This is a genomic window from Mycobacterium deserti (genome assembly GCF_025345615.1).
Taxonomy (GTDB): domain Bacteria; phylum Actinomycetota; class Actinomycetes; order Mycobacteriales; family Mycobacteriaceae; genus Mycobacterium; species Mycobacterium deserti.
Genome location: NZ_JAODWD010000003.1, coordinates 350311 through 376127 on the forward strand (window position 1 = coordinate 350311; position 25817 = coordinate 376127).

Sequence of the window (25817 nt, forward strand, 5' to 3'; positions counted from 1 at the left end):
CATGTGGGCGTACCGACTCGTCGCGCCATACACCTTTGCGCGAGTGCAGATTCCGGAAAAGACGCCGGATTCCCTGACGGACCGTCAAGTGCTGCTGCGGTTTCTCGCAGCGGGAATCTGCGGCAGCGATCTGCCGGGCTTCCGTGGCAGCAAGGGGCGGTTACCCGGCGACGTGGGCCTGCGCGCCGCCGAGATGGACGGCTTCCCGGTGCACGAGGTCGTGGGCGAGGTGCTCGCGAGCCGACATCCCCGCCACAGCGTCGGCGACCGTGTGGTCGGTTGGGCGCCCGGATTCGACGGACTGATGGAGTATGTCGTGGCCGACGGCGACGGTCTGGCGGCCTACGACCGCACCTTGACCCCGCAGCATGCCGTCGCCCTGCAGCCGCTCGCCTGTGTCCTCTACGCGCTCGAGCAGCTCGGCGATCTCGACGGCCGCCACGTCGCGGTGCTGGGCCAGGGCTCCATCGGCCTGTTGTTCTCCTATGCGGCAAAGGCTCTGGGCGCCCGGCATGTCACCGGCGTCGACCCGGTCGACCGAGACAGCGTCGGCAATGACTTCGGCGTCGACACCATCGTCCGCGCGACCAGCGACCGTTGGGTGAGCCACCTCGGCGCCGACGACCGACCCGATGTCGTGATCGAGGCGGTGGGTCACCAGGTCGCCACCCTCGGCCACGCGATCGAGGCGGCGGCCTTCGGTGGAACGGTGTTCTATTTCGGTGTGCCCGACGACGACAGCTATCCGATCAGTATGCGCATCATGCTGCGCAATAACCTGACACTCAAATCCGGTGTGACACTTGATCGGCGCCGCATGTTGGTCGCCGCCGGCGAGTTCGTCCGCGCGCGGCCGCAGCTGCTGCCCGCCTATGTGACCCACACCTACGGCGTCGACGACGTGCAGGACGCCTTCGAGCTTGCCTGCAGACCGATGCCTGAGCGCATCAAGATCGCGATCGTCCGATGACGGCGAGCGGACTGCCGATCGGCACCGGCGAGCGCGTGTGGGGCGGCTGGGTGGTCGGGCCGACGATCATCGGTCCCGAGGAGTTCGCCGCCGCGGGATACGACTATGTGGTATTCGACGTCCAGCACGGCTATCTCGACGACGCCGATGTCGCGCTGATGCTCCGTCGGCTGGAACATGTGCCGATCGCCACCGCGGTCCGACTACCCTCGACAGACCCCGCCCCCATCGGACGTGTCCTCGATGCGGGCGCCGACGCCGTCATCGTCGCAATGGTGGAGTCGGCCGCGCAGGCGGCCGCTGCGGTCGCTGCGACGCGATACGCGCCCGCGGGGGTGCGGAGCTTCGGGCCCCTTCGGGCCAGCCTCGGCGTCGATCCAGCCGCGCTCCAGGCGCGGGCACGTGTGTTCGCGATGATCGAGACTGCACAGGGCCTTTCGCAACTGGACACGATCTGTGCAGTCGACGGGTTGGCCGGCGTGTACACCGGCCCGGCAGATCTGGCCATCTCCTTGGGGTGCGCGGTCACCGAAGCGTGGACGGACACCACCGTTATTGACGCGATGGCGAGCATTGCGTCGACCGCGGCTGCAGCGGGCCTGATCGCCGGCGTCCACGCAGGCGACGGCAGGCGAGGGGAAAAGTCGGCACAGATGGGATACCAGATGATCAGTCTCGCCTCGGAATCACAAGCGCTGCGCCGTGGGGCCGCGGAGCACCTGAGGGAAGCGACCGGTCGATGACGGGATCGCAACGCGTCGCACTGGTGACGGGCGCCGCCCGCGGGCAGGGTGCGGCGATCACGAAGCGTCTGCGCGCCGACGGTTTTCAGGTTGGCGCCTGCGACGTGCGGATGGATGAGTTGCGCACCTCGATCGCCGACCTCGGCGACGACGTCATCGCGGTCGAACTCGACGTCACGTCGCCCGAGCAGTGGAAAACCGCGGTATGCGAGATCGTCGAGCGCTTCGGCACGTTGACGACGCTGATCAACAACGCCGGCGTGCTACATCGGTCCTCGCTGGCCGACGAAACCGCCGAAGGCTTCGAAAGCAGTTGGCGCTTCAACTGTCTCGGCCCGTTCCTCGGTATCCAAGCGGCGCTGGGGCATCTGCTGCAAGCGTCGGGCGCGGCGATCGTCAACACCGTCAGCACCGGCGCCATCCGACCGTTCCCGAACCACGCCGCATACGGGTCGTCGAAATGGGCGTTGCGCGGCCTCACCCAGAGCGTGGCCGCAGAACTCGCTTCAGACGGCATCCGCGTCAACGCGGTGTTCCCCGGCCCGATCGAGACCCCGATGCTCGACCCCGCAACTCAGCAGCGGCTGACCGCGTCGCTGGGCCGCATCGGCAAGCCCGACGAAGTCGCCAACGTCGTCGCCTTCCTGGTCTCCGACCAGGCATCGTTCATGACGGGGTCCGAAGTCATCGTGGACGGCGGCCAGTGTCTGCGAATCGGATGAGTCCGTCCGTCGGGATCATCGGTGCGGGCCCGGGCGGGCTTGCGCTCGGAATCTTTCTGCGCAAGGCCGGGTTCCGTGATTTCACGATCTTCGACCGCGAGGACGGCGTCGGCGGGACCTGGCGCATCAACACCTACCCCGGCCTTGCCTGTGACGTGAAGTCGCACCTGTACTCCTACTCGTTCGACCTCAACGCCGACTGGTCGCGGCTGTGGTCAGCTCAGCCGGAGATCCTGAAGTACTTCGAACGGTGCGCGCAGCGTTACGAGCTCGGGCCGAACCTGATGCTGCGCACCGAGATCGTGGCGGCGCGCTGGGACGGCGAGACATGGCGACTGAAGACGGCCGACGGTGAACAGTACGCGTTCGACGTGGTGGTTTCCGCGATCGGTCTGTTCACTCAGCCGGTGCTCCCAGACCTCATCGTGGAGGAACCGTTCTCGGGCACGCTGATGCACACCGCACGCTGGGACCATTCCGTCGACCTCACCGGCGCGCGGGTGGCGGTATTGGGCACCGGATCGACGGCGGCGCAACTTGTTCCCGAGGTGGCGAGGGTCGCAGCCAAGGTCTATTCGGTGCAGCGTTCGCCGACCTGGATCCTGCCGAAGCCAGATCGTGAGTACACCCGTAGGGAGCGGTGGGTCTTCCGCCACATTCCGCTCGCCAAGAAGATCTACCGGTTCAGGCTGTGGCTGCGCAGCGAGTCGAACATCTCGGTGATCGAGAACGGCAGCGACAAGACGCAGGAATTCAGGGACATCGCGCTGAAGGTACTCGAGTCGGCTGTGCCTGACGAGGCGTTGCGACGCAGGCTGACTCCCGATCACCCGTTCGGTTGCAAGCGGCTGGTGTTCGCCACGGACTACCTTGAGGCTCTGACCCAACCGCACGTCGATGTCGTGGCGAGCCCGGCGCGCGCGTTGCGGAAACGATCGCTGGTGACAGCAGACGGCACCGAACTCGATGTTGACGTCGTGGCGTGTGCGACGGGCTACGCCGCAGCCGACTACCTCGGCCAGATCGACGTCGTCGGCGAGGACGGGACGACGCTGCGCGAGGAGTGGCGAGACGGAGCGTACGCGTACCTGGGAATGGCCGTGCCTGGGTTCCCGAACTTCTTCATGCTGTACGGGCCCAACACCAACGTCGGGTCGAACAGCGTCATCTTCATGCTGGAGGCGCAGGCTCACTACATCGTGCGCGCACTGAAGTACATGCGGCGCAGGAACAAGTCCTACATCGTCGTGCGGCCGCGCACCATGGCCGAATTCCTCGCCAAGGTCGACGCCTGGATGGCGGGCACCGTCTGGCTCACCCGGTGCAGCAATTACTTCCGCGCCGCCAACGGCCGGGTGGTCACCCAGTGGCCACGCAGCGCCGGTGCGTTCTGGGCGATGACCCGTCGCTTCAGGCCGGCGGACTACATGTTCGAACCACAGCGGGCGACGGTGGCCGCCGTCCGTACGACGGTGGACCGGTAGGCCGATGGACGTCGTCGACCGCCTCGATCCCGCGCTTCGCCAGTTCGCGGCGGCCCGTAGCGACTTGTCCCTGCGGGTGCTCGGCGTGGTGCGAGACTCGCTGAACCAGAGGCGGGCCGAGACCTCTCGAACCGTCAACACCGTGGGCGTCGACATCGAGAATCGTGACGCTGGGGTGGTCCCCGTACGCATCTACCGCGGGGGACCGGCGCCGGCGCCCGCCGTGATCTACTGCCATGCAGGCGCATTCGTGCTGGGTAATCTCGACACCGACCACCACCAGTGTGTCGAGTTCGCGCGCCGCGGGGGTTGCACCGTGGTGTCGGTCGACTACCGGCTGGCGCCGGAACACCCGCATCCGGCCGCTGTGGACGACGCGGCAGCGGCGCTCGCGTGGACGGCCGACAATGCGGCAGAGCTCGGCGTCGATACGGCTCGGCTCGCCGTTGCGGGCAGCAGCGCGGGCGCGGCGATCGCGGCGCGACTCGCGCAGCGCGCGGCAGCGGGTGCGGCACCGCGGCTGTTGTTCCAGATGCTGCATCAACCAGTCCTCGACGACCGGCCGACGCGCTCGAAGGAGGAGTTCACGGCGACTCCCGGTTTCGACGGACCCGCCGCCGAGCTGATGTGGCAGCACTACCGGGGCGGCGCATCTTCGGTGCCCGTCGACGCCGTCCCGGCACGTGCCGACGAATTGCATGGTGTGGCAGACGCTTTGATCACCTGCTCGGAGCTCGACCCGCTGCGTGACGAGGCGCTGAACTATGCGGGGCGGTTGCTCGAGGCGGGCGTCGCCACCGAACTGCACGTCTATCCGGGCACGTGCCACGGATTCGATTCGCTGCTGCCGGAATGGGAGACCAGCCAACAACTCTTCGCGCTCCAGGGGTCGGCGCTACGGCGGGCGCTGCACCCTTAACCGAGCTCGCGCGCGATGGCCGCCAGGTAGGAGTCGATGTTCGCCGGATTCGCCTGCTTGAACAGGGCATCCGGGAGTGGGGCGTGCTTGTAGGCCTCGATCGTCATGGTGCGGGTGAACAAGGTGACGCCCTCGCCTTGCTCGCAGAAGTGGTACTGAACGGTGATGCGGCCCTCCATGCCGCCGTTTCCGTCGGAGTCGTGGCCGAGCCGCCCCACCGAATTGAACACCCACAGTTTCGGACGCATCGCCATCGCGAGATGCCACGTGAAAATGCGGTCGCCGTCCGGACCCGATTCCGTCCACGTGTCACCGACTGTCAGGGGCAGCCGTTGCGGCAGCCCGCCGATGTGGGCGCTACCGGGGTAGGTCTTCGTCCAGTTGGCCGGGTTGCTCACGAAGTCGTAGATCGCTTCCGCCGGCTGACTGAAGACGCGCTCGGAACTGGTGGTGACGATGCCCACGCGGCGCCCCTTTCTCGGTGGTGTCCGCATCACTTTACAGATTGACGGAAAAGTGTCACGGTGTGTCGGTGGACTTCTCGCGTGTACAGCTCTCGGAGAGCGACCTGACGTTCCGAGACGAGCTGCGGGCGTTTCTGAAGAAGATCGTCACCGACGACGTCATCGCGCGAGACCGTGAGACCGGCGAGAACTTCGACGAGGGCGTTCATCTCGCGCTCGGCGCTCAGGGCTATCTGGCCGCCGACTTCAAAGACGAGGCCGACGGCGGGTTCAGCACGCTGCGCCGCCGCATCTGGGACCTCGAGCTCGGCCGCGCGCACACGCCGTGGTTCCACTGGGGCACAACGGCGATGGTGGCCAGGTCGGTCGAGGCGTTCGGCTCGCAGGAACTCAAAGACGAGGTTCTGCCGAACGTGCTGTCCGGCCACTACCGGCTCTGCCTCGGCTACACCGAACCCGAAGGCGGGTCAGATGTCGCGACGTGCAAGACCCGCGCGGTGCGCGACGGCACAGAAGGTACCTGGATCATCAACGGCTCGAAGATGTTCACCTCCAATGCGCAGAACGCCCAGTACGTCTTCCTCATCACCAACACCGACCCGAGCGCGCCGAAGCACCGAAGTCTGACCATGTTCCTGGTGCCGCTGGACAGCCCGGGCGTCGAGATCCAACCGATCCGCACGGTGGACGGCGATCGCACCAACATCACCTACTACAGCGACGTACGGATCGAGGACAAGTACCGCATCGGCGAGGTCAACGGTGGCTGGTCGGTGCTGCGCGAGGCGCTCAACGCCGAGCACGGCACCGTCGAACGCGACGACGAGGGGCTGCAGAAGCTCGCCGCGATGAGCGAACACCTGCTGCTGCTGGCCGAGGCCGTGGACCACGTCGCGGCGGTGGCGCCCGAGGAAGGTTCGGCCAGATACCGTCTGGGCCGCGCCGTCGCGCGGCTGGAGGCGGCGATGAGTACCCCGGAGATGTTCGGCCGGGTCGCCATCGCGCAAACCATGCGCGACGTCACGCCGGACCTGATGGACCTCCTCGGTACGGCCGCGAGCCTGCCCGTCGGCGTTCACGGCGCCGCCGACGACGGGGGAGCCGAGTACATCTTCCGGCTGGCCGGGCCGACGGGGATCTACGGCGGCACCCTCGAGGTGTTCCGCAACATGATCGCCCAGCATGCGCTCGGACTGGGTAGGCCGAACTACTCACCACCCAAGGCGTCCTGACGAAAGGCGGCCCATGCGTTTCGCGTTCACCCACCCGATGCACAGCCATCCGTACAACCCGGAGCTGGTCACGGGCGAGGGCATCGCCGCGGTCGCCGCGGCGGCCGAAGCGGCGGGTTTCGACGGCTTCGGATTCACCGACCACCCGGCACCGACGCAGCGGTGGCTCAAAGCGGGGGGCCACGACGCCGTCGACCCGTTCGTGGCGATGGCTTTCGCCGCGGCGCGGACGTCCACCCTGCGCCTGATCCCGAACATCGTGGTACTGCCGTACCGAAATCCGTTCGTGGTGGCCAAGTCCGGTGCGACCTTGGATCTACTGTCGAACGGGCGGTTCACCCTGGCTGTGGGCGTCGGCTACCTCAAGCGGGAGTTCGCCGCACTCGGTGTCGACTTCGACGAACGTGCCGCGCTGTTCGAGGAAGCTCTCGAGGTCATCCGCGGCATCTGGACCACCGATGACTTCTCCTATGAGGGACGGCATTTCACGGCAAGCGGAATCACCGCCCATCCGCGGCCGGTTAGCACTCCGCATCCGCCGATCTGGATCGGCGGCAACACCGCGGCCGCCCGCAAGCGGGTCGTCAGCTACGGCGACGGGTGGTGTCCGTTTCCCGCCCCCGCGGTGCTGGCACAGACCGCGCGCACCGCCGCGATGGACGCCGACGGACTGGCCGCAGGTGTCGAGGATCTGCGCCGCCGGTTCGACGACGCAGGACGCGACTGGTCCGGCATCGACGTCACGTTCACCAATGCCGACGGGGGCAGTCCCGCCGGCGACGACTTCAACGCCGACGCGTACCTCACCGGGTTGGAAAAACTTGCCGCAGTGGGAGTTACGTGGGTGCAGGTCACCTTGCCCGGCGACAGCCTGGCCCGGCTGCTCGACACCATCGAGCAATTCGGCAAATCGGTGATCAGCAACGCGGACTGAGCGTGGGAAGTTCGGCCAGCACCTCGGCGCGCGTCGCGTCGAAGCTGAAGTACCCCTTGATGGGCAGCGTCTCCGGTGGAGTGTCCGGATAACTCCACGCGACATCGTCGACGACCGTGTCCCCGACGATCGCCGACCAGTACGTCGCATCACCCTTGTAGTTGCAGTAGCTGGCGGTCGCCGACGGGCGCAGCAGATCGGTGCGCACGTGCGCGGGGTCGACGTACAGGCGCGTCTCGACCGACGTTTCGAACACGATCACGGTGTCGGTGGTGTCCACCAGCACCTCGCCGGCCACCGTCACCCGCAAACGTCGGTCCGTCGGTCGGCAGTCGACCCGGTGGTAGGGGTTGGGCGGGTAGTGCACGAGCCTGCGGCCCTCCTCCGACCAACCGTCAACGGCATCCCACGGCACCTGGACGAAGCCGGGCGCTTCGGCCACCGGTTCGCTGGGCAGGTCGCCGACGATGTCGGCGGGAAACGCATAGCTCAGCGGATGGTCCTGCCGGTGCACCAGCAACGCATGCTCGGTGTCGATGACGGCACGCCCGTCGCGAAACGCTTGTATGCGGCGCGGGTGGGGTTCGACGAAGACCACGCCACCGGGCAGCGGCGCCGAGAACCACCCGGCCGGGTCTCTGCTCAACGGACCGCGTCCGGCAACCAGACTCATGACCCCAGCTTTACAAATTCTTCCCGCACCGTCACTTCTTCGCCGAACTGGCATGACAACGCGTGCAATTGGGCAATACCGGTAGGGACCGGCGAAACGACGGGGGCGGAAATGAAGCGACTCAACGGCGTGGACGCCTTGATGCTGTACAGCGAGACGCCCGCAATCCACATGCACACGCTCAAAATCGGAATCCTCGACGTGTCGGGCGTCGACGGGTTCGACTTCGACATGTTCAGACGCGTGGCGTACCCGCGTCTGATGGCGCTGCCCGCGCTTCGCTACCAACTCGTCGACATCCCGCTCAAGCTTCACCACCCGATGTGGTGCGAGAACGCCGACATCGACATGGACTACCACGTGCGCCGTGCGCAGGTGCCCGTGCCGGGCGGTCGCCGCGAACTCGACCAGTTGATCGGCGAGATCGCCAGCACCCCGCTGGATCGCAGCCGTCCCCTCTGGGAGATGTACATCGCCGAGGGACTGGCCGACGACCGCATTGCGATCATCCACAAGGTGCACCACGTCCTGGCCGACGGCGTCGCGTCGGCGAACCAGATGGCCAAGGCGATGGACCTCGGCGCACCGTCGGCTCCGCTCGCCATTGAAGACCCCGTCCTCAAGTCACAGGTCGAGCTGCTCAAGGCCGCGGGCCGCGATCATGCGCACCTGATCCGCAAGCTGCCCCGGTTGCTGAGTGAGACCGCGGCCGGGGTGTCGCGGGTACGTCGGCGCGCCAAGGAACGGGGCCGTCATCCCGATATCGCCCGCAACTTCGCGCCGCCGAAGACCTTCATCAACCACGTGGTCACTCCGGGGCGTCGGTTCGCGACCGCGCCGCTGGCCCTGGCCGACGTGAAGGAGACGGGCAAGCACCTCGGCGTCACGCTCAACGACATCGTGCTGGCCACCGCCGCCGGAGCGCTTCGCACGTTGCTGCTGCGCTATGACGGACATGCCGACGCCCCGCTCATCGCCGGGGTACCGGTCAGCACCGACCCCTCGCCTGATCGGTTGACCGGTAACGAGTTCAGCTACATGACCCCGTCCCTGCCCGTCCATGTCGACGACCCGTTGGAACGGGTCCGCCTCACCGCGATGGCCACCAAGATCGCCAAGGAGAACCACCACCTGCTCGGCCCAACGGTCCTGCCGGCATGGATGGCCTACCTGCCGCCAGCGCTGGCGCCGGGGTTGTTCCGCACCCAGGCCAGCAGGCTCGAGTCCGGTGCGATCTTCAACCTGACGATCTCGAACGTGCCAGGGCCGCGGGAGAGGGGTCGCGTCGAAGGCGGCGAAGTCAGTGAGATCTACTCCGTCGGGCCCGTTGTCACCGGCAGCGGCATGAACATCACGGTGTGGAGCTACGTCGACCAGTTGGCGATCTCCGTCCTGACCGACGACCGCACCCTCGACGACCCACACGAAGCCACCGACGCGATGCTCGACGCGTTTGCACAGTTGCGCCGTGCCGCCGGGCTGTCGACCGAGCTGACACCGGTAGGCGCAGCCCTTCCGCTTGCCGCCGCAAGCAGCTGATAAATCGCGCCTTTACAGATCGTCGCGATAGTGTCACGCTTTACGCGTGGCGATCAGACCCTTCACCGCTGACGACGCGCTCGTCGGAGATGGCGCGCAGGGGCAGATCAACCACCATCAACTCACCGTCATCGCGGCGAACACCGCCGACTTTGTGCGCTTTGCAGGCGGCTGGGTCTACGACCGGGCGGGGGCCGGCTGGGCCGTTAACGTCGTGGTCGAGGACTGCGGCGACGTTCGCCCGTTGACGATGCTCGGTGCCAAACGCCTCGATGCCGATGCCGAATCGGTGCTGCGCCGGATACCGCGCAACGGGTCGCTGGCCGTGAGCGCCACGGTGCTGCGAGCCGACGCGCACCTGCGGACGGAGGTGCTGGAGCTACGCGCCAGGGGCGTCGCAGAGGTGACCCTCTGGGGCGAGCAGTGGCCCGCCGAACTCGGCCGCCCGATCGAGCCCATCAGCCATCGGTTGAGCCTGGCGGCGCAGGCGTTCAAAGGCCACGCGTTGGCGGCCGCGGCGGGCCCTTCGGCCGATAGCGAGGCACCCTCGGCCGTGGCCGCGACCGAGACACTGTTCGACCTCGCCGCCGGCGAGGTCCGTCCCTTGTACTCGGTCTAGCGGATCCAGCCGCGGCGGCGCAGCCACCAATCACGCGCGACCGCGGCGACGATCAGCGCGGCGAAGCCGATCAGGAAGAAATCCTCGACGCGGCCGACGTGGTTGCCGTGCATCATGAACAGCAGAAACGCCGCCGACAGCAGGCCGCCGATGTGAATGGCGCGGTGGTTCTCCTTCGACCAGCCCCACTCCGCGGACGGCACTTCCTCGACGTCGACGTCGGTGTGACGCTCCACCTCGGTGTTGGCCACGGCTGCTCCTCATGGTCGGGCGGACAACTGGCCACAATTCTGGCATAGGTCTACTACAGGCTGACGTACAGCCGGCGAAGCCGCGTTGTCCGTTTGCTCAAAACGCGCGTATGCCGCGCGTAACGTCGTCGAAGCGCCGAGGGGGACGAGCGGGGCGTTGCAGGGATCGCCCGTGTCGACGCGACGACAAGAAAGCGCCGAAAAGGGGGGCATCATGAGCGGTCAGTTGGAGGGCAAAATCGCGTTCATCACCGGCGCCGCACGCGGCCAGGGCCGTTCGCACGCGGTCAGATTCGCCGAAGAGGGCGCCGACATCATCGCGTTCGATCTTTGCGACCAGATCGACAGTGCTCCGTACCCTTTGGCGAGCCCGGAAGACCTCGATGAAACCGTGAACCTTGTCGAGAAGACGGGACGCCGGATCGTGGCCGAGCAGGGCGACGTCCGCGACTTCGAGCGACTTAAATCCGCCGTCGCCAATGGTGTCGCTGAATTCGGGCGCATCGATTTCGTTCTGGCCAATGCAGGAATCCTGCCGATGGGTGACGAAAAGCGAAACGACGTCGCTCAATACGTCGACGCGATCGATGTGCTCCTCAATGGCGTGTACTACACCATCGAGGCGGCGCTACCCGCGATCGTCGAGCATGGCGAAGGCGGCGCCGTCGTGATCACCAGTTCGACCGCAGGGCTCAACGGACTTTGTCCGGGCTACGACAACCTCGCGCATGGCTTCGCCGGCTACCAAGCGGCCAAGCACGGCGTCGTGGGACTGATGCGTTACTACGCCAAGGCGCTGGGTCCGAAAAGCATTCGTGTCAATACCGTGCACCCGACGGGCGTCTCCACGCCGATGCTGCTCAATGAGTACGCCGAGCGATACTTCGGTAACCACCCGGAGACGCTGTCCGCTTTCGAGAACGTCTTGCCGGTCCAGTTGATCGACGTCGCCGACGTCAGTGAGGCGATGCTCTACCTGTGCGGGCCGTCGGGACGCTACGTCACCGGCATCACGCTGCCGGTGGACGCGGGCCTCAGCGTCAAGTAGCCGTCAGCCGAGCGCGCTGTAACGGCGCAGTGCCTCCTTGCGTTCGGCGGCGTGGTCGACGATCGGGTCGGGGTAGGCGTCGTCGTCGACATCGGGCACCCAACGCCGGATGTAGGCGCCGTCGGGATCGAACTTGTCGCCCTGCGTCGTCGGGTTGAACACGCGGAAGTACGGGGCGGCGTCGGTGCCGGTACCCGCGGTCCACTGCCAGCCGTGCTGATTGTTGGCCATGTCGCCGTCGACCAGCTGGTCGAGAAACCACCGCGCGCCCCACTGCCAGGGCAGGTGCAGATCCTTGACCAAAAACGACGCGACGATCATCCGGACACGGTTGTGTATCCAGCCGATCTCGGCGAGTTGGCGCATCCCGGCGTCCACGATCGGGAAGCCCGTCCTGCCCGCCTTCCACGCCTCGAACAACCGCTTGGCGTCCTCGCCGTCATCGACCTGGATGTCGTCGAACGACTTGTTCCAGTTCCACCAGACGCTGTGCGGCCATTCGTACAGCACGTTGGCGTAGAAGTCGCGAAAGGCCAACTCGCGCAGGTACGCCTGCGCACCCTCGCCGCGGCCCAGGTCGACGGCCATGGTGCGCGGGTGGATCGTGCCGAACTTCAGATGCGCCGACATGCGGCTCGTCACGTCCAGGTCGGGCCTGTTGCGGTCTTCGGCATAGCCCGCCAGCCCGGTCTTGACGAACGACTTCCATTGTTCGAGTGCCGCGGTCTCGCCTGCGGGCAGGTCCAGTTCGACCTCGACATCTCCGATGTCCTCGAGGTTCCCGCCGTCCTTGACGTCGGACGGGTCGATCCAGCGTGCCGATTCCAGGCCCGATTCGGCCGGTGCGCGCCAGCCGTGGCGGTGCCATGCGGTGAAGAACGGGGTGAAGACCTTGTAGGGCGTCCCGTCGTCCTTGGCGATGCGGCCCGGCGTGACGAGGTACGGCGAGCCGGAATCCTCGAGCGGTACGTCGCCCAGCGCGGCGCGCACCGCGTCGTCGCGGCGCCGGCCGAACGGCGTGTAGTCGCCTGACACGTGGACCGAGGTGGCGCCGATCGCGTTGGCCAGAGCGGGGATTCGCAGCTCGGGTCGGCCTTCGGTGACCATCAGTCGGCCGTCGAGGCCGGCGCGCAGATCGCGCAGCGCGTCATAGAGGTATTTCAGTCGCCGGGCCCCCGACGACGCCGCCAGGCGGGGATCGAGCACATAACAGGCCAGCACCTCGCCGCCGGACGCCGCCGCGTCGAGCAGGGCCGGTAAATCAGTCAGCCGCAGATCGCGCCGGAACCACAGCAATGTGGACATGCCATTGATGCTGCCCGAAATTCACGGTAGAGAAACAGGATGCAGTTCTGGTCGGGCACAGCGTTCATGAAGACGTCAGAAATTCTCGCGCTCGCGCGGATGTTCGACGAGGCCGGTTACGACGGGATCGTGTGCTCCGACCACATGATCTACCCTCGCGAGCTCAGCTCGCCCTATCCCGATTCACCGACCGGGAAACCGATGTGGGCACCCGAGACCGCCTGGCCCGACTGCTGGGTGCAGATCGGTGCGATGGCCGCGGTGACCACTCGGCTGCGCTTCTCGAACGCCGTCTACATCGCGCCGGCGCGTCCCCTTCTGGAAGTGGCCAAGCAGGTAGCCACCGCTGCGGCGCTGTCAGACGGCCGGGTGTCGCTCGCGGCCGGCGTCGGATGGATGCGCGAGGAGTACGAGCTGATGGGCCAGGACTTCGCCACCCGCGGTAGGCGACTCGACGAGATGATCCCGGCGCTGCGTGCGCTGTGGCGTGGCGGCTGGGTGTCGTGGAGTGGGCAGCACTACCAGGTGCCCGAGATGATGATCGAACCTCATCCCGAAGCGCCGGTGCCGATCCTGTGCGGAGGGGAATCCGATGCGGCGCTGCGCCGCGCGGCGCGGCTGTGCGACGGCTGGGTCGGTTACGCGTACGCATGGGACGACGCGGTGCGCCACATCGAGAGACTCAACGGCTTCCGGCGTGAATACGGAAGGGAGAACGAGCCTTTCGACGTCATGCTGGCGCTACTCGAACCGCCGTCGGCGGAGTTGTACAAACGAGCCGAGGACATCGGCATCACGGCGGTGATGTGCAGCCCGTGGGCAGGCACAGACCTCGCGACAGGCGGCGTGGAGCGGTACCGGGAGCCGATAGAGCGATTCGCCGAGACGATCATCGACAAGGTGCGCGCCTGAGCTCGTCCGGCAAACTGCTCAGCGGGGGTTAGCCGGCGCTGCCGTCAACGTGACTCTTGCAATGACACCAAAGTGATGTCACCATGACACCATGGACTTGCAACCGTATGTCGATGCGGTCCGGCACGAATTGGCCGTCGCAGCGGCTGCCGCGGGACCCGACGCGCAGGGGCTGGCCGAGCGGCTCACCGCGCCGCTCGAGTCGTCGATCCGGCTGGCGCTGCTCGAAGCCCTCTCGGAAGCGGCTGAGCAGATCACCCGGGAACTCGCTCCGGGTTCGGTCGACGTACGGCTGCGCGGGCGTGATCCGGAGTTCGCCGTCAGCACGGCCGAAGACCCGCCCGTGCTCGCCTCCGGTGATGTCGACGACGACGGCGGCGGCACCTGGCGGGTGACGTTGCGGCTGCCCGAACAGATGCGGTCGCGCGTCGACGCCGCTGCGCGGGGCGAAGGTCTATCGGTGAACGCGTGGTTGGTTCGCGCGGTCTCCACCGCGCTCGGCCGTCCACGCCGGCCGCAGGGTGCGTCCGACAAACATTTCAGCGGCTGGGTCCGCTGAGCGACCCTTGAGGAGAAATCATGCCGACATTCGACAGCCCACAACCGATTACAGCGACGGTCGACATCGCCGCGGGCGCTGTCCGGCTCGTGGCGAGTGACCGGGCGGACACGGTGGTGCAGGTGCGGCCCCGTGACGAGTCGCGGCCGCAGGACGTCAGGGCCGCCGAGCAGGTCCGGGTGGACTTCGTGGGCGGCGCGCTCAGCGTGTCGAGTAGCCGTGGCTTCTCGTTCCCGCGCCGGGGGGCCGTCGTCGTCGATATCGCCTTGCCGACGGGCTCGCGTCTGCATGCTTCGGTCGTCTCAGCGCAACTCAGCGCTGACGGTTCGTTCGACGATTGCAGATTGGCCAGTGCCAGCGGCGATGTGACGGTGGGCAGCGCGCGCGGAGTCAAAGTGGACACGGCTTCCGGTGATGTCAGCGTTCGCGTTGCCGAATCGGTGTCGGTGTCAACCGCATCGGGCGACGCCGCCGTCGGAGAGGCACGAGGAGAGGTCAAATTCCGTGCCGCCAGCGGCTCGTTGGCCGTCGGTCGCCTTGAAGGCAACCTCAACGCTCAGACCGCATCGGGGGACGTGGGTGTCGCCTCTGCCGTCAAGGGCGCCGTCGCCGTGCAGACCAGCAGCGGCGAGGTCAGCGTCGGCATCGCCGAAGGAACGGCGGCGAAACTGGATCTGTCCACCCGATCGGGGACGGTGCGTAACAGCCTTGCGCCGTCGGACGGGCCGGCCGATGGCGACGAACAGCTTGTCGTGCATGCGCAGACGGCATCCGGTGATGTCATCGTGCGACGGGCGACCGACCCCGCCGCGGCCTGAGTCGAAACGCGGGAGGGCAGCACGGCTGTGTGCCGGCTGCCCTCCGCGAGTTCTGTTTCGACGCAGATTAATTCATCGGCGGCATCAGCACGGTGTCGATCATGTACACCGTGGCGTTGGCGGTCTGCACCCCTCCGCAGACCACGGAGGCGTTGTTGACCTTGAGGTCGCTGCCCATGCCGGTCACGGTCACGTCAGCGCCCTGCACGGTCTTGTGAGTGCCCACCACCCGCGCGGGTGCGGCTTGGCCGGGCACCACGTGATAGGTCAGGATGCTGGTCAGCAGCGGGGCGTCGGTCTTGAGCTTCTCGATGGTCGCGGGATCGATCTTGGCGAACGCCTCATCGGTCGGGGCGAACACGGTGAACTCCGCACCGTTGAGCGTGTCGACGAGGTTCACTTGCGGATTCAATTGGCCGGACACCGCTTTGGTCAGGGTCGTCAGCATCGGATTGTTCGACGCGGCCACGGCCACGGGGTCCTGCGCCATACCCATGACCGACCCGGGGCCGATCGGTACCTGCTGGGCGTAGCCCGTGCAGCCCGGTCCAACCATCTCGGCCTGCGCGCTTGCTGCCGTTCCCAGTGACAGTCCGACCGCAGCCATCGCTGCGAATCCCACTGCCGCTGTTTTGTTCCTGGCGTTCATCGACTCGTGCTCCCTTAGATCGAGACGGCTTATGCCGCCATGGACTTACCTACATCCGATATTCGGAACTGCTGCCAACCCGGATGGGTGCGAATCAAGAATCAGCCGTAGGTAAACGAAAACACCTGCAGGCCCGCCGGAACGCTCACCTCGAGACTGCCCCGGCCCGCGACCTCGTCGTTGACGATCTGGCGCAGCGTCGGCGGCCCGCTGATGGCGATCGTCGTGGTCTCGCCGCCCCGGTTGACGGTCAGCCTTCCCTCGCCGCCGGCGACGATGTAGACGTCCTTCGCGTGAAAATTCAACGCGATGCCGTTCTGTTCGCCGACCGACGTTGCTCCCTGATAGTCGAGCGTCCACCGACCGCGAAGCGCGAAGGTGTCATCGGGAAGCGCAGCGGGGTAGACGAATTCGTCGATTCCCTCGACGTACCTGCCCTGGCCGCCGTAGTTCACGACCTTGCCCACGCTCAGATAGGTTTCGCGTGTCGTCTCCTGCAGGGGAGTGACGTCTACCGACTCGACGGGTGCAGGCAGTTGCACGTCGGGGTTGGCTTCGGCGATCAGCTGCCGAATCAGCTTCTCGGTCGTCTGGTAGTCGCCCTCGCCGAACTTGATATGCCGCACCACGCCGTCCGCGTCGATGAGGTACTTGGCAGGCCAGAACCGATTGCGGTAGTTCGTCCATGTCGAGAATCCGTTGTCGAGGGCAACGGGGTAGGTGATGCCGAGGTCTCGCGCGCCTGCGGCAACGTTGCTCTCGACACGCTCGAAGGCATATTCCGGGGTATGAACGCCTATCACCTCGAAGCCGGCGCTTCTGTAGACGTCATACCAGTCGACGATGTGCGGGATCGCACGCTGGCAGTTGATGCAGGAGTAGGCCCAGAAGTCGACCAGGACCACCCTGCCGCGCAACGATTTCAGGTCGACGGGCGATCCGTTCGGTGTGTTCTGCCAGGCGGCGATGTTTCTGATGTCGGGCGCGGTGCCGCAGGTTTCGAGTTCGTCAGCCCCGTTCGTGCAGTTAGACAGCTCGCGATTCTGGTCGTTGACGAGGCCGCCGAGGTTGAGCTTCTCGCGGATCTGCTCGTCGCCGCCGACGGTCTCCTGCAAGGCGGCCGTGTAGTCGGGAACGGCGCGCTGCAGCACCGCAGGCAGGTTGAAGACCAGAGCGACCGCGAGAAGGATCGTGACAAGTCCTGCGGCAACGCGTATTTCGCGCTGGCGGCGGCGAAAGGCCGCGACCCGCTCCGCGACACGCCTGCCCGCAAGGGCGAAGAACAGCAGCGGCAGGGTGGCGCCGACCGCGAAGGAAAGCGTCAGTGCGACCGTGCTCAATCCGACGGTGCCCGTGGCGCCCGCGATGACGATCGCCGCGAGCACCGGTCCTGCGCAGGGTACATAGAGCACCCCGAGCGCCAGGCCGAGACCGAAAGCGCTTCTGCCGGTGCCGAACTGCTTTTGCGGTAGTCGGGAGAACGGCTTTTCCAGCAGCGCCTCGACCTTCGGAAAGATCAGTCCGACGCCGATGGCCACCAACGCCACCAGTGCCACCCAGCGGATGGTGTCCTGCGGCAGGTGCAGCAGAGAGAGCAATGCCGAACCGGCCAACGTCACAACGGAGAAGCTCAACACCAGGCCGGCGATCACTCGATACGGCCGCGACTTGGCCTCGCCGCTCTGTGCGCCGGAGAAGAAGATCACCGGCAGCACGGGAAGGATGCACGGTGAGATGCCGGTGATCAATCCGCCGATGAATCCGATCAGGACAAGAGTGAACATCAGCCGTCCTCGGAGGTGTGCGAGCTGGGCCCACACACGAGCTGGGCGCTAGGGAGGCGCCCAGCTCGTGGCGGGGTCGGAATCGCGGGGTGGGGGAAGTGCGATTCCGGGCTCCCTCTCCCGCTGGGGGGCAGCGGTCGTGTGGCCCAGCTCGCGGGTCGGGTGGCCTAGGCGGCCGGCGGCATCAGCACCGTGTCGATCATGTAGACGGTGGCGTTGGCCGTGCCAACTCCGCCGCAGACCAGGCCCGCGTCGTTGACCTTGAGGTCGTTGCCCTGGCCAATCACGGTGACGTCAGCGCCCTGCACCGTCTTGTGCGTCCCGGGCACCTGAGTCGGGCTCGCCTGTCCGGGAACGACGTGGTAGGTCAGGATGCTGGTCAACAGGTCCGAATCGGTCTTCAGCTTCTCGATCGTCGCGGGGTCGATCTTGGCGAAGGCGTCATCGGTCGGCGCGAATACGGTGAACTCACTGCCGTTGAGGGTGTCGACGAGGTTCACATCGGGGTTGAGCTGACCGGAGAGCGCCTGGGTGAGCGTCTTCAGCATCGGGTTGTTGGACGCGGCGACGGTCACGGGGTCCGCAGCCATCCCGGTAACCGAACCCGGGCCCTCCGGCACCTGCTCGGCGTATGCCGCGCAGCCGGTACCGACCAGGTTGGCGGCGGGATCGGCCATGGCGCTCGTGGTCGGTGCGGCCGAAGTCGACGTCGCCATCGAGGTGGAACTCGTGGTCGCGGCCTCGGACGACTCCGAGTCGCTCGAACACGCGGCGGCCCCGAAGATCGCCATCGCGCTCAGTCCCGCCACGGCGATCGACTTCCGGTGCATTGTGATCATCACAGTTCCCACTCCATTTCGTCATGGACTGCCTTGCCGGCGTCCGGTGAACTGACATCGGGGATTCGATGTGCGATCGGTCACGGATCGCTCGTCAACAGGGCACGTCACCGTTGCGTCACAACTGTCCTTCCGGCGCGGGCTGGGATCGCGACCGCGCGGACGCGCACAATAGGCCGGTGAGCGAACGGCTGCGCGTACTGATCCTCGGCAGCACCGGCTCGATCGGCACCCAGGCGCTGGAGGTCGTCGCCGCCAACCCGGACCGGTTCGAGGTGGTCGGGCTGGCGGCAGGCGGGGGCAACCCCGACCTGCTGGCGCGCCAGCGCAGCCAGACCCGCGTGGCACGCATCGCGGTGGCCGACGAGGCCGCGGCCGCCCGCGTCGGTGAGGTCTCCTACGCCGGACCTGACGCCGTCACCCGACTGGTCGAGAACACCGAAGCCGACGTCGTGCTCAACGCGCTCGTGGGCGCGCTCGGACTGAAACCCACCCTGGCGGCGCTGGGCACCGGCGCCCGACTCGCGCTCGCCAACAAGGAGTCACTGGTCGCCGGCGGTCCGCTGGTGCTCAAGGCCGCGCAGCCCGGCCAGATCGTGCCCGTCGACTCCGAACACTCGGCGATGGCGCAGTGCCTGCGCGGTGGAACCCCGGACGAAGTGGCCAGGATCGTGCTCACCGCCTCCGGGGGGCCGTTTTTGGGCTGGTCGGCCGGTGATCTCGAGTCCGTTACGCCCGAGCAGGCGGGAAAACATCCGACGTGGTCGATGGGCCCGATGAACACCTTGAACTCGGCGACACTGGTCAACAAGGGGCTCGAACTCATCGAGACCCATCTGCTGTTCGGCGTCGACTACGACCGCATCGACGTGGTTGTGCATCCGCAGTCGATCGTCCACTCGATGGTCACGTTCACCGACGGCTCGACGTTGGCCCAGGCCAGCCCTCCCGACATGAAACTGCCGATCGCGCTGGCGTTGGGTTGGCCGTCCCGGGTGCCCGCGGCCGCCCCAGCGTGCGACTTCCAAACGGCCGCCACCTGGGAATTCCTGCCACTGGACGCCGAAGTGTTCCCCGCGGTCGACCTCGCCCGCGAGGCGGGCAAGGGCGGTGGCTGTATGACCGCGATCTACAACGCCGCCAACGAAGAGGCCGCCGCGGCGTTTCTGGACGGCCGTATCCGCTTCCCGGCCATCGTGCACACGGTTGCCGAGGTGCTGCGCGCTGCCGACCAGTGGGCCGCCGAACCCGCTACCGTGGATGACGTACTCGAAGCGCAGCACTGGGCCCGGGACCGGGCGAAGAGCGCAGTGGAGCGAGAGCTCACGAAAGAAGGATCAGCTACCCCATGATGTTCGTTCTCGGCATCATCGCGTTTGCGCTGTGCATCCTCATCTCGGTTGCCCTGCACGAATGCGGCCACATGTGGGTCGCGCGCGCTACCGGGATGAAGGTGCGCCGCTACTTCGTCGGCTTCGGCCCCACGCTGTGGTCCACGCGGCGACCCAACAAGCTGGGCGAGACGGAGTACGGCGTCAAGGCGGTCCCGCTCGGCGGTTTCTGCGATATCGCGGGCATGACGTCGGTCGACGAGATCGCTCCCGAAGACCGTCCGTACGCGATGTACAAGCAGAAGACGTGGAAGCGCGCCGCGGTGCTCGCCGCCGGTCCCGGTATGAACTTCGTCCTCGGGCTGGTGCTGATCTACCTGATCGCCGTCATCTGGGGGCTGCCGAACCTGCACCCGCCGACCGCGGCGCTCGTCGGCGAAACGTCGTGTGTGAAGTCCGAAGTCGAGAAGGGCGTACTGAGCGACTGCATCGCGCCTTCGCCTGCGGAGGCGGCAGGCATCCGCGCGGGCGACGCCGTGCTGAAGGTCGGCGACACCCCGGTCGCCAACTTCGACGAGATGGTCGCCGCGCTGCGCGAACTCAACGGCCCGACGCAGTTCACCGTGCAGCGCGACGGCAGCGAGTTCACCACCGTCGTCGACGTCACCCAGGCGCAGCGTTTCACCAGTGAGGACGCCGTCGCCCCGACCAACGTCGGCACCATCGGCATCACCATGGCGCAGTTCGGGCCGACGCATCACAACCCGCTGTCCGCGGTCCCCGCGACGTTCGCGTTCACCGGCGACCTCGCCGTCGAGCTGGGCAAGTCGCTGGCCAAGATCCCCACCAAGGTCGGCGCGCTGGTCGACGCCATCGGTGGCGGCGAACGCGACCCGGAGACACCGATCAGCGTGGTCGGCGCCAGCATCATCGGCGGCGACACCGTCGACGCCGGCCTGTGGGTGGCGTTCTGGTTCTTCCTGGCCCAGCTGAATTTCGTGCTCGGCGCGATCAACCTGGTCCCGTTGCTGCCGTTCGACGGCGGGCACATCGCGATCGCCTTCTTCGAGAAAATCCGCAATACGATTCGGTCGGCGCGCGGCAAGGTGGCCGCGGCGCCCGTCAACTACCTCAAGCTGATGCCGGCGACCTACGTAGTCTTGATAGTGGTGGTCGGCTACATGCTGCTGACCGTGACCGCTGACCTGGTCAATCCGATCAGACTTTTCCAATAGGAGACAAGATGACTTCCCTGGGGCAGGAGCGACGCGGCTCGGGGACAGCTTCCGTCGGCCTCGGAATGCCTGTTCCGCCGGCACCGACATTGGCGCCGAGGCGCAAGACTCGCCAGTTGATGGTTGGCGATGTGGGCATCGGCAGCGACCACCCGATCGCCGTGCAGTCGATGACCACCACCAAGACCCACGACATCAACAGCACGCTGCAGCAGATCGCCGAGTTGACCGCGTCGGGCTGCGACATCGTGCGCGTGGCCTGCCCGCGGCAGGAAGACGCCGACGCATTGGCGGAGATCGCCAGGCACAGCCAGATCCCGGTGATCGCCGACATCCACTTCCAGCCGAAGTACATCTTCGCCGCGATCGACGCCGGATGCGCCGCGGTGCGCGTAAACCCTGGCAACATCAAGGAATTCGACGGCCGTGTCGGCGAGGTCGCCAAGGCCGCGGGCGCCGCGGGCATTCCGATCCGCATCGGCGTCAACGCCGGCTCGCTGGACAAGCGGTTCATGCAGAAGCACGGCAAGGCCACGCCAGAGGCGCTCGTCGAGAGCGCGCTGTGGGAGGCGTCGCTGTTCGAGGAGCACGGCTTCGGCGACATCAAGATCAGCGTCAAACACAACGACCCGGTGGTCATGGTCGCGGCCTACGAGCTGCTGGCGTCCAAGAGCGACTACCCGTTGCACCTCGGCGTCACCGAGGCGGGACCGGCGTTCCAGGGCACGATCAAGTCCGCCGTCGCGTTCGGCGCGCTGCTGTCCAAGGGCATCGGCGACACGATCCGGGTGTCGCTGTCCGCGCCGCCCGCCGAAGAGGTCAAGGTCGGCAATCAGATCCTCGAGTCGCTGAACCTGCGTCCGCGCGGGCTGGAGATCGTGTCGTGCCCGTCGTGTGGGCGCGCCCAGGTCGACGTCTACACGCTGGCCAACGCGGTGTCGGCCGGCCTGGACGGACTCGACGTGCCACTGCGCGTCGCGGTGATGGGCTGCGTCGTCAACGGCCCCGGCGAGGCCCGCGAGGCCGACCTCGGCGTCGCCTCGGGAAACGGCAAAGGCCAGATCTTCGTCAAGGGCGAGGTCATCAAGACGGTTCCGGAGGCACAGATCGTCGAGACGCTGATCGAAGAGGCCATGCGATTGGCCGGTGAAATGGACACAGAGCAGGGAACAGATGCAAGCGGTTCGCCGGTTGTGACCGTAAGCTGAGCATGACCCTTTGAGCGGGGTCACCGACCGCCCGGGATCAGAAAGAGTCCTCATGTCGGCTCCGCCGCTGTTCCGCCTCGTCGACGAGCGACGGGTGTCGGTGGTGCGCGACGCGGGCGCGGTGCGCCGGGTGCTCGACGAAGATCCCGTCGCGTCCTGCATGGTGGCCTCCCGCGTGACCAACCACGGCATCGAGCCGTCGGCGATCGGCGGCGAGCTGTGGACCCGGCGCGGTGTCGACGAATCGCTGTGCTTCGCCGGTGCGAACCTGATTCCGTTGCGCGGCGGGCTATCTGACCTTCATGCGTTCGCCGACAAGGCGATGAGCACTGCGCGCCGGTGTTCGTCGTTGGTTGGCCGCGCCGAGTTGGTGCTGCCGATGTGGCGGCGGCTGGAGCACGCCTGGGGAACGGCCCGCGATGTGCGCGAACAGCAGCCGCTGATGGCGTTGAGCGCAGCGCCGCTGTGCGCGACGGACCCGGCGGTACGGCGGGTGCGTCCCGAGGAAATCGACTCCTATCTGGTGGCGGCGATCGACATGTTCATCGGCGAGGTCGGCATCGACCCCCGCCTGGGCGACGGCGGCCGCGGCTACCGGCGCCGGGTGGCCGGTCTGATCGCCGCGGGTCGGGCGTGGGCGCGTTTCGAGCGCGGCCAGGTGGTGTTCAAGGCCGAAATCGGTTCGCAGTCGGCGGCGGTCGGCCAGATCCAGGGCGTGTGGGTGCATCCCGACTGGCGTGGACAGGGTCTCGGCACGGCGGGTACCGCGACGCTGGCGTCGGCCGTCATCGATACCGGCCGGATCGCAAGCCTGTACGTCAACAGCTTCAACACCGTCGCGAGGGCCACCTACGATCGCATCGGCTTCGCCCAGGTCGGCACGTTCGCGACCGTTCTCCTCGATTGACGTCCGACGCCCCTGGTCTACGCTCACGGTCATGAGCGAGCAGGACCGCAATGTGGAACGCCGGGAGATCGCCGACGCGCTGGTCCGCGCCCTCGAACGACGCCACGAGCTGCTCGACGCCATCGTGGAGTCCGAGGACTACGACTCGGCGATCGAGGCGATCGCGGGCATGCTCGGGACCTCCCCGGTGCCCGCCGAAGCGGTGCTGCGGTTGTCGTTCGACCGGCTCACCAAGGTGGGGCGGCGCAGGATTCGTGCCGAACTCGAGGACCTGAACAATCAGCTCAGCTTCACGATGGGCGAGCCGGCGACATCCGCGGAGGCCATGACGCTGCGGCCGTTCGCCGCGGACGCCGACCGCGACGTGTTCGCCGCGCGCACCGCTGACATGCAGGAGGCCGGCGACGGGTCCGGCGCTCCGGCAGGCGATCTCGACGACGAGATCCGTGCGGGTCTGCAGCGCGTCGAGGCCGAGGAGGCGGCCTGGCTGGTGGCCGTGCACGGGTCCGAGAAGATCGGCATGGTGTTCGGCGACCTGATCGACGGCGAGGTGAACCTGCGAATCTGGATCCACCCCGCCCATCGCAAGCACGGGTACGGGACCGCGGCACTGCGCAAGTCGCGCTCGGAGATGGCCGCCTACTTCCCGGCCGCGCCGCTGGTGGTGCGCGCGCCCGCCGCCGGCGCTTGACGCGACTGACGCACGACTAAGCGCGCCGAAACCCGAGTTTTGTTGGCGCGCTCTCGCACTTTCGCGACAGAAGTCGGATTTGGGGACCGAAGTAGCGCGCTGGTGTCTCACCCCTCGGTGCGCCTAAGCCACTCCACGGTCTCAACTTCGTAACATCTGCCCCAATGGCATCTTCAGTATCACGGGCAGCGAGCGTGCTGACGGTCGCGGCGGTCCTCACGTCGCTCGGCAACGTCGTCGCGTGTACGCCGAAACCGAATGGCCCCGAACCGGCGGCCGAGGAATTCTTCGCAGCGCTCGCGACGGGCGACACCGCCGCGGCGGCCGACCTGTCCGACCGGCCCGCCGAGGCGCGCCAGTCCCTCAACGAGGCATGGTCCGGGCTGCAGGCCACCCACCTGGACGCGCAGATCCTTGGCTCGAAGTACGCCGAGGACACCGGCAGCATCGCTTACCGCTACACCTGGCATCTGCCCAAGGACCGGACGTGGACCTACGACGGGCAACTGAACATGGTGCGCGACGAAGGCCGCTGGGAGGTGCGCTGGAGCACCACGGGTCTGCACCCGAAACTCGGTGAGCACCAGACGTTCGCACTGCGCGCCGATCCGCCGAGTCGAGCGTCGGTCATCGAGCGCAGCGGTTCCGAGGTGCTGGTGCCCGGGTTCGTGTACCACTACGCGCTGGACGCCACGGCCGCCGGCGGCGCCCTCATGCCGACCGCCCGCGCCATCGCGGACGCGCTTCGCCCCTTCGATCCCACCTTGGACCCGCAGCGCCTCGCCGAACAGGCTAGCGGGTCGAAACAACCGCTGAGCCTGATCACACTGCGCCAGTCCGATCACGATCGGTTGGCCGCACTCGGCGCGCAGCCCGGCGTCGTCGTCACGCCACAGGCCGAAATGGTGCCCACGGACGAGCAATTCGCGCCCGCCATCGTCAACGAGGTCGAGAAGGCGGTGGCCGACGAACTCGACGGTCAGGCCGGCTGGCGCGTCGTGACCGTCAATCAGAACGGCGTCGACGTCGACGTACTCAACGAGGTGCCCGGCTCGCCGTCGCCGTCGATCACGATCAGCCTCGACCGTGCCGTGCAGAACGCCGCGCAGAACGCCGTGAACTTCACCGGCAAGAAGGCCATGATCGTGGTCATCAAACCGTCCACCGGCGAAATCCTGGGCGTGGCGCAGAACGCGGCAGCCGACTCCGAGGGGCCCATCGCGACGATGGGCCTGTACCCGCCGGGCTCGACGTTCAAGATGGTCACCGCGGGCGCGGCGATCGAACGCGACATGGCGACGCCCAACACCATGCTTCCCTGCCCGGGGACGATGGACATCGGACATCGCACGGTGCCGAACTACGGCGGCTTCGACCTCGGCACGGTGCCGATGTCGCGGGCGTTCGCCAGCTCGTGCAACACCACCTTCGCCGAACTGGCCAGCCGGATGCCGCCGCGCGGACTGACGATGGCCGCAGCGAAGTACGGCATCGGCGCCGACTACGAGATCGAGGGTCTCACCACCGTGACCGGTTCGGTGCCGCCGACGGTCAACCTGGCCGAGCGCACCGAGGACGGGTTCGGTCAGGGCAAGGTGGTGGTCAGCCCATTCGGCATGGCGCTGGCCGCAGCGACCGTCGCCGCCGGGAAAACGCCTGTGCCGCAACTGATCGAGGGCAGACAGACCACGGTGAAGGGTGACCAGACGCCGATCGACCCGAAGATCCTCGACGGACTACGACCGATGATGCGGCTCGTGGTGACCAACGGAACCGCCAAGGATCTGCAGGGCGCGGGCGACGTGCGGGGAAAGACAGGCGAGGCCGAATTCGCGGGCGGCTCGCACTCGTGGTTCGCCGGTTACCGCGGTGACATGGCCTTCGCCGCGCTGATCGTCGGTGGTGGTTCGTCGGAGTACGCGGTGCGGATGCTCAAGGGCATGTTCGACCAGTTGCCCTCCGGATATCTCGCCTGAGAAGT

At 67.1% G+C, this 25817-nt stretch carries 26 protein-coding genes; 19 read left to right on the forward strand and 7 right to left on the reverse strand.

What is annotated here, in order from left to right; translation table 11 throughout:
* Position 1 precedes the first annotated feature (1 nt).
* From N4S67_RS13030 to N4S67_RS13050, 5 genes are read left to right on the forward strand one after another with little or no spacing between them, the layout of a single operon-like run.
* On the forward strand, positions 2–970 hold the full coding sequence (locus N4S67_RS13030) for a zinc-binding dehydrogenase (protein ID WP_260994026.1): 969 nt from the start codon (positions 2–4) through the stop codon (positions 968–970).
* A complete protein-coding gene (locus tag N4S67_RS13035; RefSeq protein ID WP_260993394.1) occupies positions 967–1713 on the forward strand; it encodes an HpcH/HpaI aldolase family protein in 747 nt (248 codons plus the stop codon). Before N4S67_RS13030 ends, N4S67_RS13035 begins: the two co-directional genes overlap by 4 nt.
* On the forward strand, positions 1710–2435 hold the full coding sequence (locus N4S67_RS13040) for an SDR family NAD(P)-dependent oxidoreductase (RefSeq protein WP_260993395.1): 726 nt from the start codon (positions 1710–1712) through the stop codon (positions 2433–2435). Before N4S67_RS13035 ends, N4S67_RS13040 begins: the two co-directional genes overlap by 4 nt.
* On the forward strand, positions 2432–3919 hold the full coding sequence (locus N4S67_RS13045) for a flavin-containing monooxygenase (protein WP_260993396.1): 1488 nt from the start codon (positions 2432–2434) through the stop codon (positions 3917–3919). Before N4S67_RS13040 ends, N4S67_RS13045 begins: the two co-directional genes overlap by 4 nt.
* Before the next feature lie 4 nt (positions 3920–3923).
* Entirely contained in the window at positions 3924–4838 is a 915-nt protein-coding gene (locus N4S67_RS13050; protein ID WP_260993397.1) for an alpha/beta hydrolase, read from the forward strand.
* On the opposite strand, the gene N4S67_RS13055 is transcribed toward N4S67_RS13050, so the two are convergent.
* Complete coding sequence (locus N4S67_RS13055) at positions 4835–5302, reverse strand: SRPBCC family protein (RefSeq protein WP_260993398.1); 468 nt, start codon at positions 5300–5302, stop codon at positions 4835–4837. The two genes, N4S67_RS13050 and N4S67_RS13055, sit on opposite strands and share 4 nt — an antisense overlap.
* 68 nt (positions 5303–5370) lie before the next feature.
* On the opposite strand from N4S67_RS13055, the gene N4S67_RS13060 reads away from it, so the two are divergent.
* Together N4S67_RS13060 and N4S67_RS13065 are read left to right on the forward strand one after the other, a co-directional pair.
* Positions 5371–6534: an acyl-CoA dehydrogenase family protein gene (locus N4S67_RS13060; protein WP_260993399.1), complete on the forward strand. Its 1164-nt coding sequence runs from the start codon at positions 5371–5373 to the stop codon at positions 6532–6534.
* A 13-nt stretch (positions 6535–6547) separates the two neighbouring features.
* Positions 6548–7468 (forward strand): LLM class F420-dependent oxidoreductase, encoded by a 921-nt coding sequence (locus N4S67_RS13065; RefSeq protein WP_260993400.1) that lies wholly within the window; start codon positions 6548–6550, stop codon positions 7466–7468.
* On the opposite strand, the gene N4S67_RS13070 is transcribed toward N4S67_RS13065, so the two are convergent.
* Positions 7452–8141 (reverse strand): DUF427 domain-containing protein, encoded by a 690-nt coding sequence (locus N4S67_RS13070; protein WP_260993401.1) that lies wholly within the window; start codon positions 8139–8141, stop codon positions 7452–7454. The two genes, N4S67_RS13065 and N4S67_RS13070, sit on opposite strands and share 17 nt — an antisense overlap.
* Positions 8142–8252: 111 nt before the next feature.
* Here N4S67_RS13070 and N4S67_RS13075 point away from each other — a divergent pair, with 111 nt between their 5' ends.
* Together N4S67_RS13075 and N4S67_RS13080 are read left to right on the forward strand one after the other, a co-directional pair.
* Positions 8253–9680: a WS/DGAT/MGAT family O-acyltransferase gene (locus tag N4S67_RS13075; RefSeq protein WP_260993402.1), complete on the forward strand. Its 1428-nt coding sequence runs from the start codon at positions 8253–8255 to the stop codon at positions 9678–9680.
* A gap of 46 nt (positions 9681–9726) precedes the next feature.
* Positions 9727–10299, forward strand: coding sequence for a hypothetical protein (locus N4S67_RS13080; protein ID WP_260993403.1), 573 nt, complete (start codon positions 9727–9729; stop codon positions 10297–10299).
* Here the strand turns inward: N4S67_RS13080 and N4S67_RS13085 are convergent.
* Positions 10296–10550: a DUF2631 domain-containing protein gene (locus tag N4S67_RS13085; protein ID WP_260993404.1), complete on the reverse strand. Its 255-nt coding sequence runs from the start codon at positions 10548–10550 to the stop codon at positions 10296–10298. The genes N4S67_RS13080 and N4S67_RS13085 overlap by 4 nt on opposite strands.
* 214 nt (positions 10551–10764) lie before the next feature.
* Between N4S67_RS13085 and N4S67_RS13090 the strand changes: the two genes are divergently transcribed.
* Positions 10765–11598: a mycofactocin-coupled SDR family oxidoreductase gene (locus N4S67_RS13090; protein ID WP_313959945.1), complete on the forward strand. Its 834-nt coding sequence runs from the start codon at positions 10765–10767 to the stop codon at positions 11596–11598.
* Between the two features lie 3 nt (positions 11599–11601).
* On the opposite strand, the gene N4S67_RS13095 is transcribed toward N4S67_RS13090, so the two are convergent.
* Positions 11602–12903: a cryptochrome/photolyase family protein gene (locus tag N4S67_RS13095; RefSeq protein WP_260993405.1), complete on the reverse strand. Its 1302-nt coding sequence runs from the start codon at positions 12901–12903 to the stop codon at positions 11602–11604.
* A 39-nt stretch (positions 12904–12942) separates the two neighbouring features.
* Between N4S67_RS13095 and N4S67_RS13100 the strand changes: the two genes are divergently transcribed.
* The 3 genes from N4S67_RS13100 to N4S67_RS13110 all read left to right on the forward strand — a co-directional run bounded on the left by N4S67_RS13100 (position 12943) and on the right by N4S67_RS13110 (position 15192).
* A complete protein-coding gene (locus N4S67_RS13100; RefSeq protein ID WP_260993406.1) occupies positions 12943–13815 on the forward strand; it encodes a TIGR03619 family F420-dependent LLM class oxidoreductase in 873 nt (290 codons plus the stop codon).
* Positions 13816–13906: 91 nt separating this feature from the next.
* Entirely contained in the window at positions 13907–14374 is a 468-nt protein-coding gene (locus N4S67_RS13105) for a histidine kinase (RefSeq protein ID WP_260993407.1), read from the forward strand.
* A gap of 20 nt (positions 14375–14394) precedes the next feature.
* The gene (locus tag N4S67_RS13110) at positions 14395–15192 is read left to right on the forward strand and encodes a DUF4097 family beta strand repeat-containing protein (protein WP_260993408.1); all 798 of its coding nucleotides are present in this window, start codon (positions 14395–14397) and stop codon (positions 15190–15192) included.
* Between the two features lie 67 nt (positions 15193–15259).
* Here the strand turns inward: N4S67_RS13110 and N4S67_RS13115 are convergent, their stop codons facing one another.
* From N4S67_RS13115 to N4S67_RS13125, 3 genes are all read right to left on the reverse strand, one after another.
* The gene (locus tag N4S67_RS13115; RefSeq protein ID WP_313959946.1) at positions 15260–15841 is read right to left on the reverse strand and encodes a fasciclin domain-containing protein; all 582 of its coding nucleotides are present in this window, start codon (positions 15839–15841) and stop codon (positions 15260–15262) included.
* A 101-nt stretch (positions 15842–15942) separates the two neighbouring features.
* Entirely contained in the window at positions 15943–17625 is a 1683-nt protein-coding gene (locus N4S67_RS13120) for a cytochrome c biogenesis protein CcdA (RefSeq protein ID WP_260993409.1), read from the reverse strand.
* A 167-nt stretch (positions 17626–17792) separates the two neighbouring features.
* Positions 17793–18464: a fasciclin domain-containing protein gene (locus N4S67_RS13125; RefSeq protein ID WP_260994029.1), complete on the reverse strand. Its 672-nt coding sequence runs from the start codon at positions 18462–18464 to the stop codon at positions 17793–17795.
* A gap of 179 nt (positions 18465–18643) precedes the next feature.
* Between N4S67_RS13125 and dxr the strand changes: the two genes are divergently transcribed.
* The 6 genes from dxr to N4S67_RS13155 all read left to right on the forward strand — a co-directional run bounded on the left by dxr (position 18644) and on the right by N4S67_RS13155 (position 25812).
* Positions 18644–19816, forward strand: coding sequence for a 1-deoxy-D-xylulose-5-phosphate reductoisomerase (gene dxr / locus N4S67_RS13130; RefSeq protein WP_260993410.1), 1173 nt, complete (start codon positions 18644–18646; stop codon positions 19814–19816).
* Complete coding sequence (locus tag N4S67_RS13135; RefSeq protein ID WP_260993411.1) at positions 19813–21030, forward strand: M50 family metallopeptidase; 1218 nt, start codon at positions 19813–19815, stop codon at positions 21028–21030. The genes dxr and N4S67_RS13135 overlap by 4 nt, the downstream gene beginning before the upstream one ends.
* Before the next feature lie 8 nt (positions 21031–21038).
* A complete protein-coding gene (gene ispG / locus N4S67_RS13140) occupies positions 21039–22238 on the forward strand; it encodes a flavodoxin-dependent (E)-4-hydroxy-3-methylbut-2-enyl-diphosphate synthase (protein ID WP_260993412.1) in 1200 nt (399 codons plus the stop codon).
* Between the two features lie 52 nt (positions 22239–22290).
* Positions 22291–23145 (forward strand): GNAT family N-acetyltransferase, encoded by an 855-nt coding sequence (locus tag N4S67_RS13145; RefSeq protein WP_260993413.1) that lies wholly within the window; start codon positions 22291–22293, stop codon positions 23143–23145.
* 31 nt (positions 23146–23176) lie between these two features.
* Entirely contained in the window at positions 23177–23836 is a 660-nt protein-coding gene (locus N4S67_RS13150; RefSeq protein ID WP_260993414.1) for a GNAT family N-acetyltransferase, read from the forward strand.
* Between the two features lie 164 nt (positions 23837–24000).
* A complete protein-coding gene (locus tag N4S67_RS13155) occupies positions 24001–25812 on the forward strand; it encodes a penicillin-binding transpeptidase domain-containing protein (RefSeq protein WP_260993415.1) in 1812 nt (603 codons plus the stop codon).
* The last annotated feature ends 5 nt before the right edge of the window (positions 25813–25817 follow it).

Coding starts and splice junctions, on each gene's coding strand:
- N4S67_RS13030 (WP_260994026.1), top strand. CDS start 2: ATGTGGGCGTACCGACTCGTCGCGCCATACACCTTTGCGCGAGTGCAG.
- N4S67_RS13035 (WP_260993394.1), top strand. CDS start 967: ATGACGGCGAGCGGACTGCCGATCGGCACCGGCGAGCGCGTGTGGGGC.
- N4S67_RS13040 (WP_260993395.1), top strand. CDS start 1,710: ATGACGGGATCGCAACGCGTCGCACTGGTGACGGGCGCCGCCCGCGGG.
- N4S67_RS13045 (WP_260993396.1), top strand. CDS start 2,432: ATGAGTCCGTCCGTCGGGATCATCGGTGCGGGCCCGGGCGGGCTTGCG.
- N4S67_RS13050 (WP_260993397.1), top strand. CDS start 3,924: ATGGACGTCGTCGACCGCCTCGATCCCGCGCTTCGCCAGTTCGCGGCG.
- N4S67_RS13065 (WP_260993400.1), top strand. CDS start 6,548: ATGCGTTTCGCGTTCACCCACCCGATGCACAGCCATCCGTACAACCCG.
- N4S67_RS13070 (WP_260993401.1), bottom strand. CDS start 8,141: ATGAGTCTGGTTGCCGGACGCGGTCCGTTGAGCAGAGACCCGGCCGGG.
- N4S67_RS13075 (WP_260993402.1), top strand. CDS start 8,253: ATGAAGCGACTCAACGGCGTGGACGCCTTGATGCTGTACAGCGAGACG.
- N4S67_RS13090 (WP_313959945.1), top strand. CDS start 10,765: ATGAGCGGTCAGTTGGAGGGCAAAATCGCGTTCATCACCGGCGCCGCA.
- N4S67_RS13095 (WP_260993405.1), bottom strand. CDS start 12,903: ATGTCCACATTGCTGTGGTTCCGGCGCGATCTGCGGCTGACTGATTTA.
- N4S67_RS13100 (WP_260993406.1), top strand. CDS start 12,943: ATGCAGTTCTGGTCGGGCACAGCGTTCATGAAGACGTCAGAAATTCTC.
- N4S67_RS13105 (WP_260993407.1), top strand. CDS start 13,907: ATGGACTTGCAACCGTATGTCGATGCGGTCCGGCACGAATTGGCCGTC.
- N4S67_RS13110 (WP_260993408.1), top strand. CDS start 14,395: ATGCCGACATTCGACAGCCCACAACCGATTACAGCGACGGTCGACATC.
- N4S67_RS13115 (WP_313959946.1), bottom strand. CDS start 15,841: ATGAACGCCAGGAACAAAACAGCGGCAGTGGGATTCGCAGCGATGGCT.
- N4S67_RS13120 (WP_260993409.1), bottom strand. CDS start 17,625: ATGTTCACTCTTGTCCTGATCGGATTCATCGGCGGATTGATCACCGGC.
- N4S67_RS13125 (WP_260994029.1), bottom strand. CDS start 18,464: ATGATCACAATGCACCGGAAGTCGATCGCCGTGGCGGGACTGAGCGCG.
- N4S67_RS13135 (WP_260993411.1), top strand. CDS start 19,813: ATGATGTTCGTTCTCGGCATCATCGCGTTTGCGCTGTGCATCCTCATC.
- ispG (WP_260993412.1), top strand. CDS start 21,039: ATGACTTCCCTGGGGCAGGAGCGACGCGGCTCGGGGACAGCTTCCGTC.
- N4S67_RS13145 (WP_260993413.1), top strand. CDS start 22,291: ATGTCGGCTCCGCCGCTGTTCCGCCTCGTCGACGAGCGACGGGTGTCG.
- N4S67_RS13150 (WP_260993414.1), top strand. CDS start 23,177: ATGAGCGAGCAGGACCGCAATGTGGAACGCCGGGAGATCGCCGACGCG.
- N4S67_RS13155 (WP_260993415.1), top strand. CDS start 24,001: ATGGCATCTTCAGTATCACGGGCAGCGAGCGTGCTGACGGTCGCGGCG.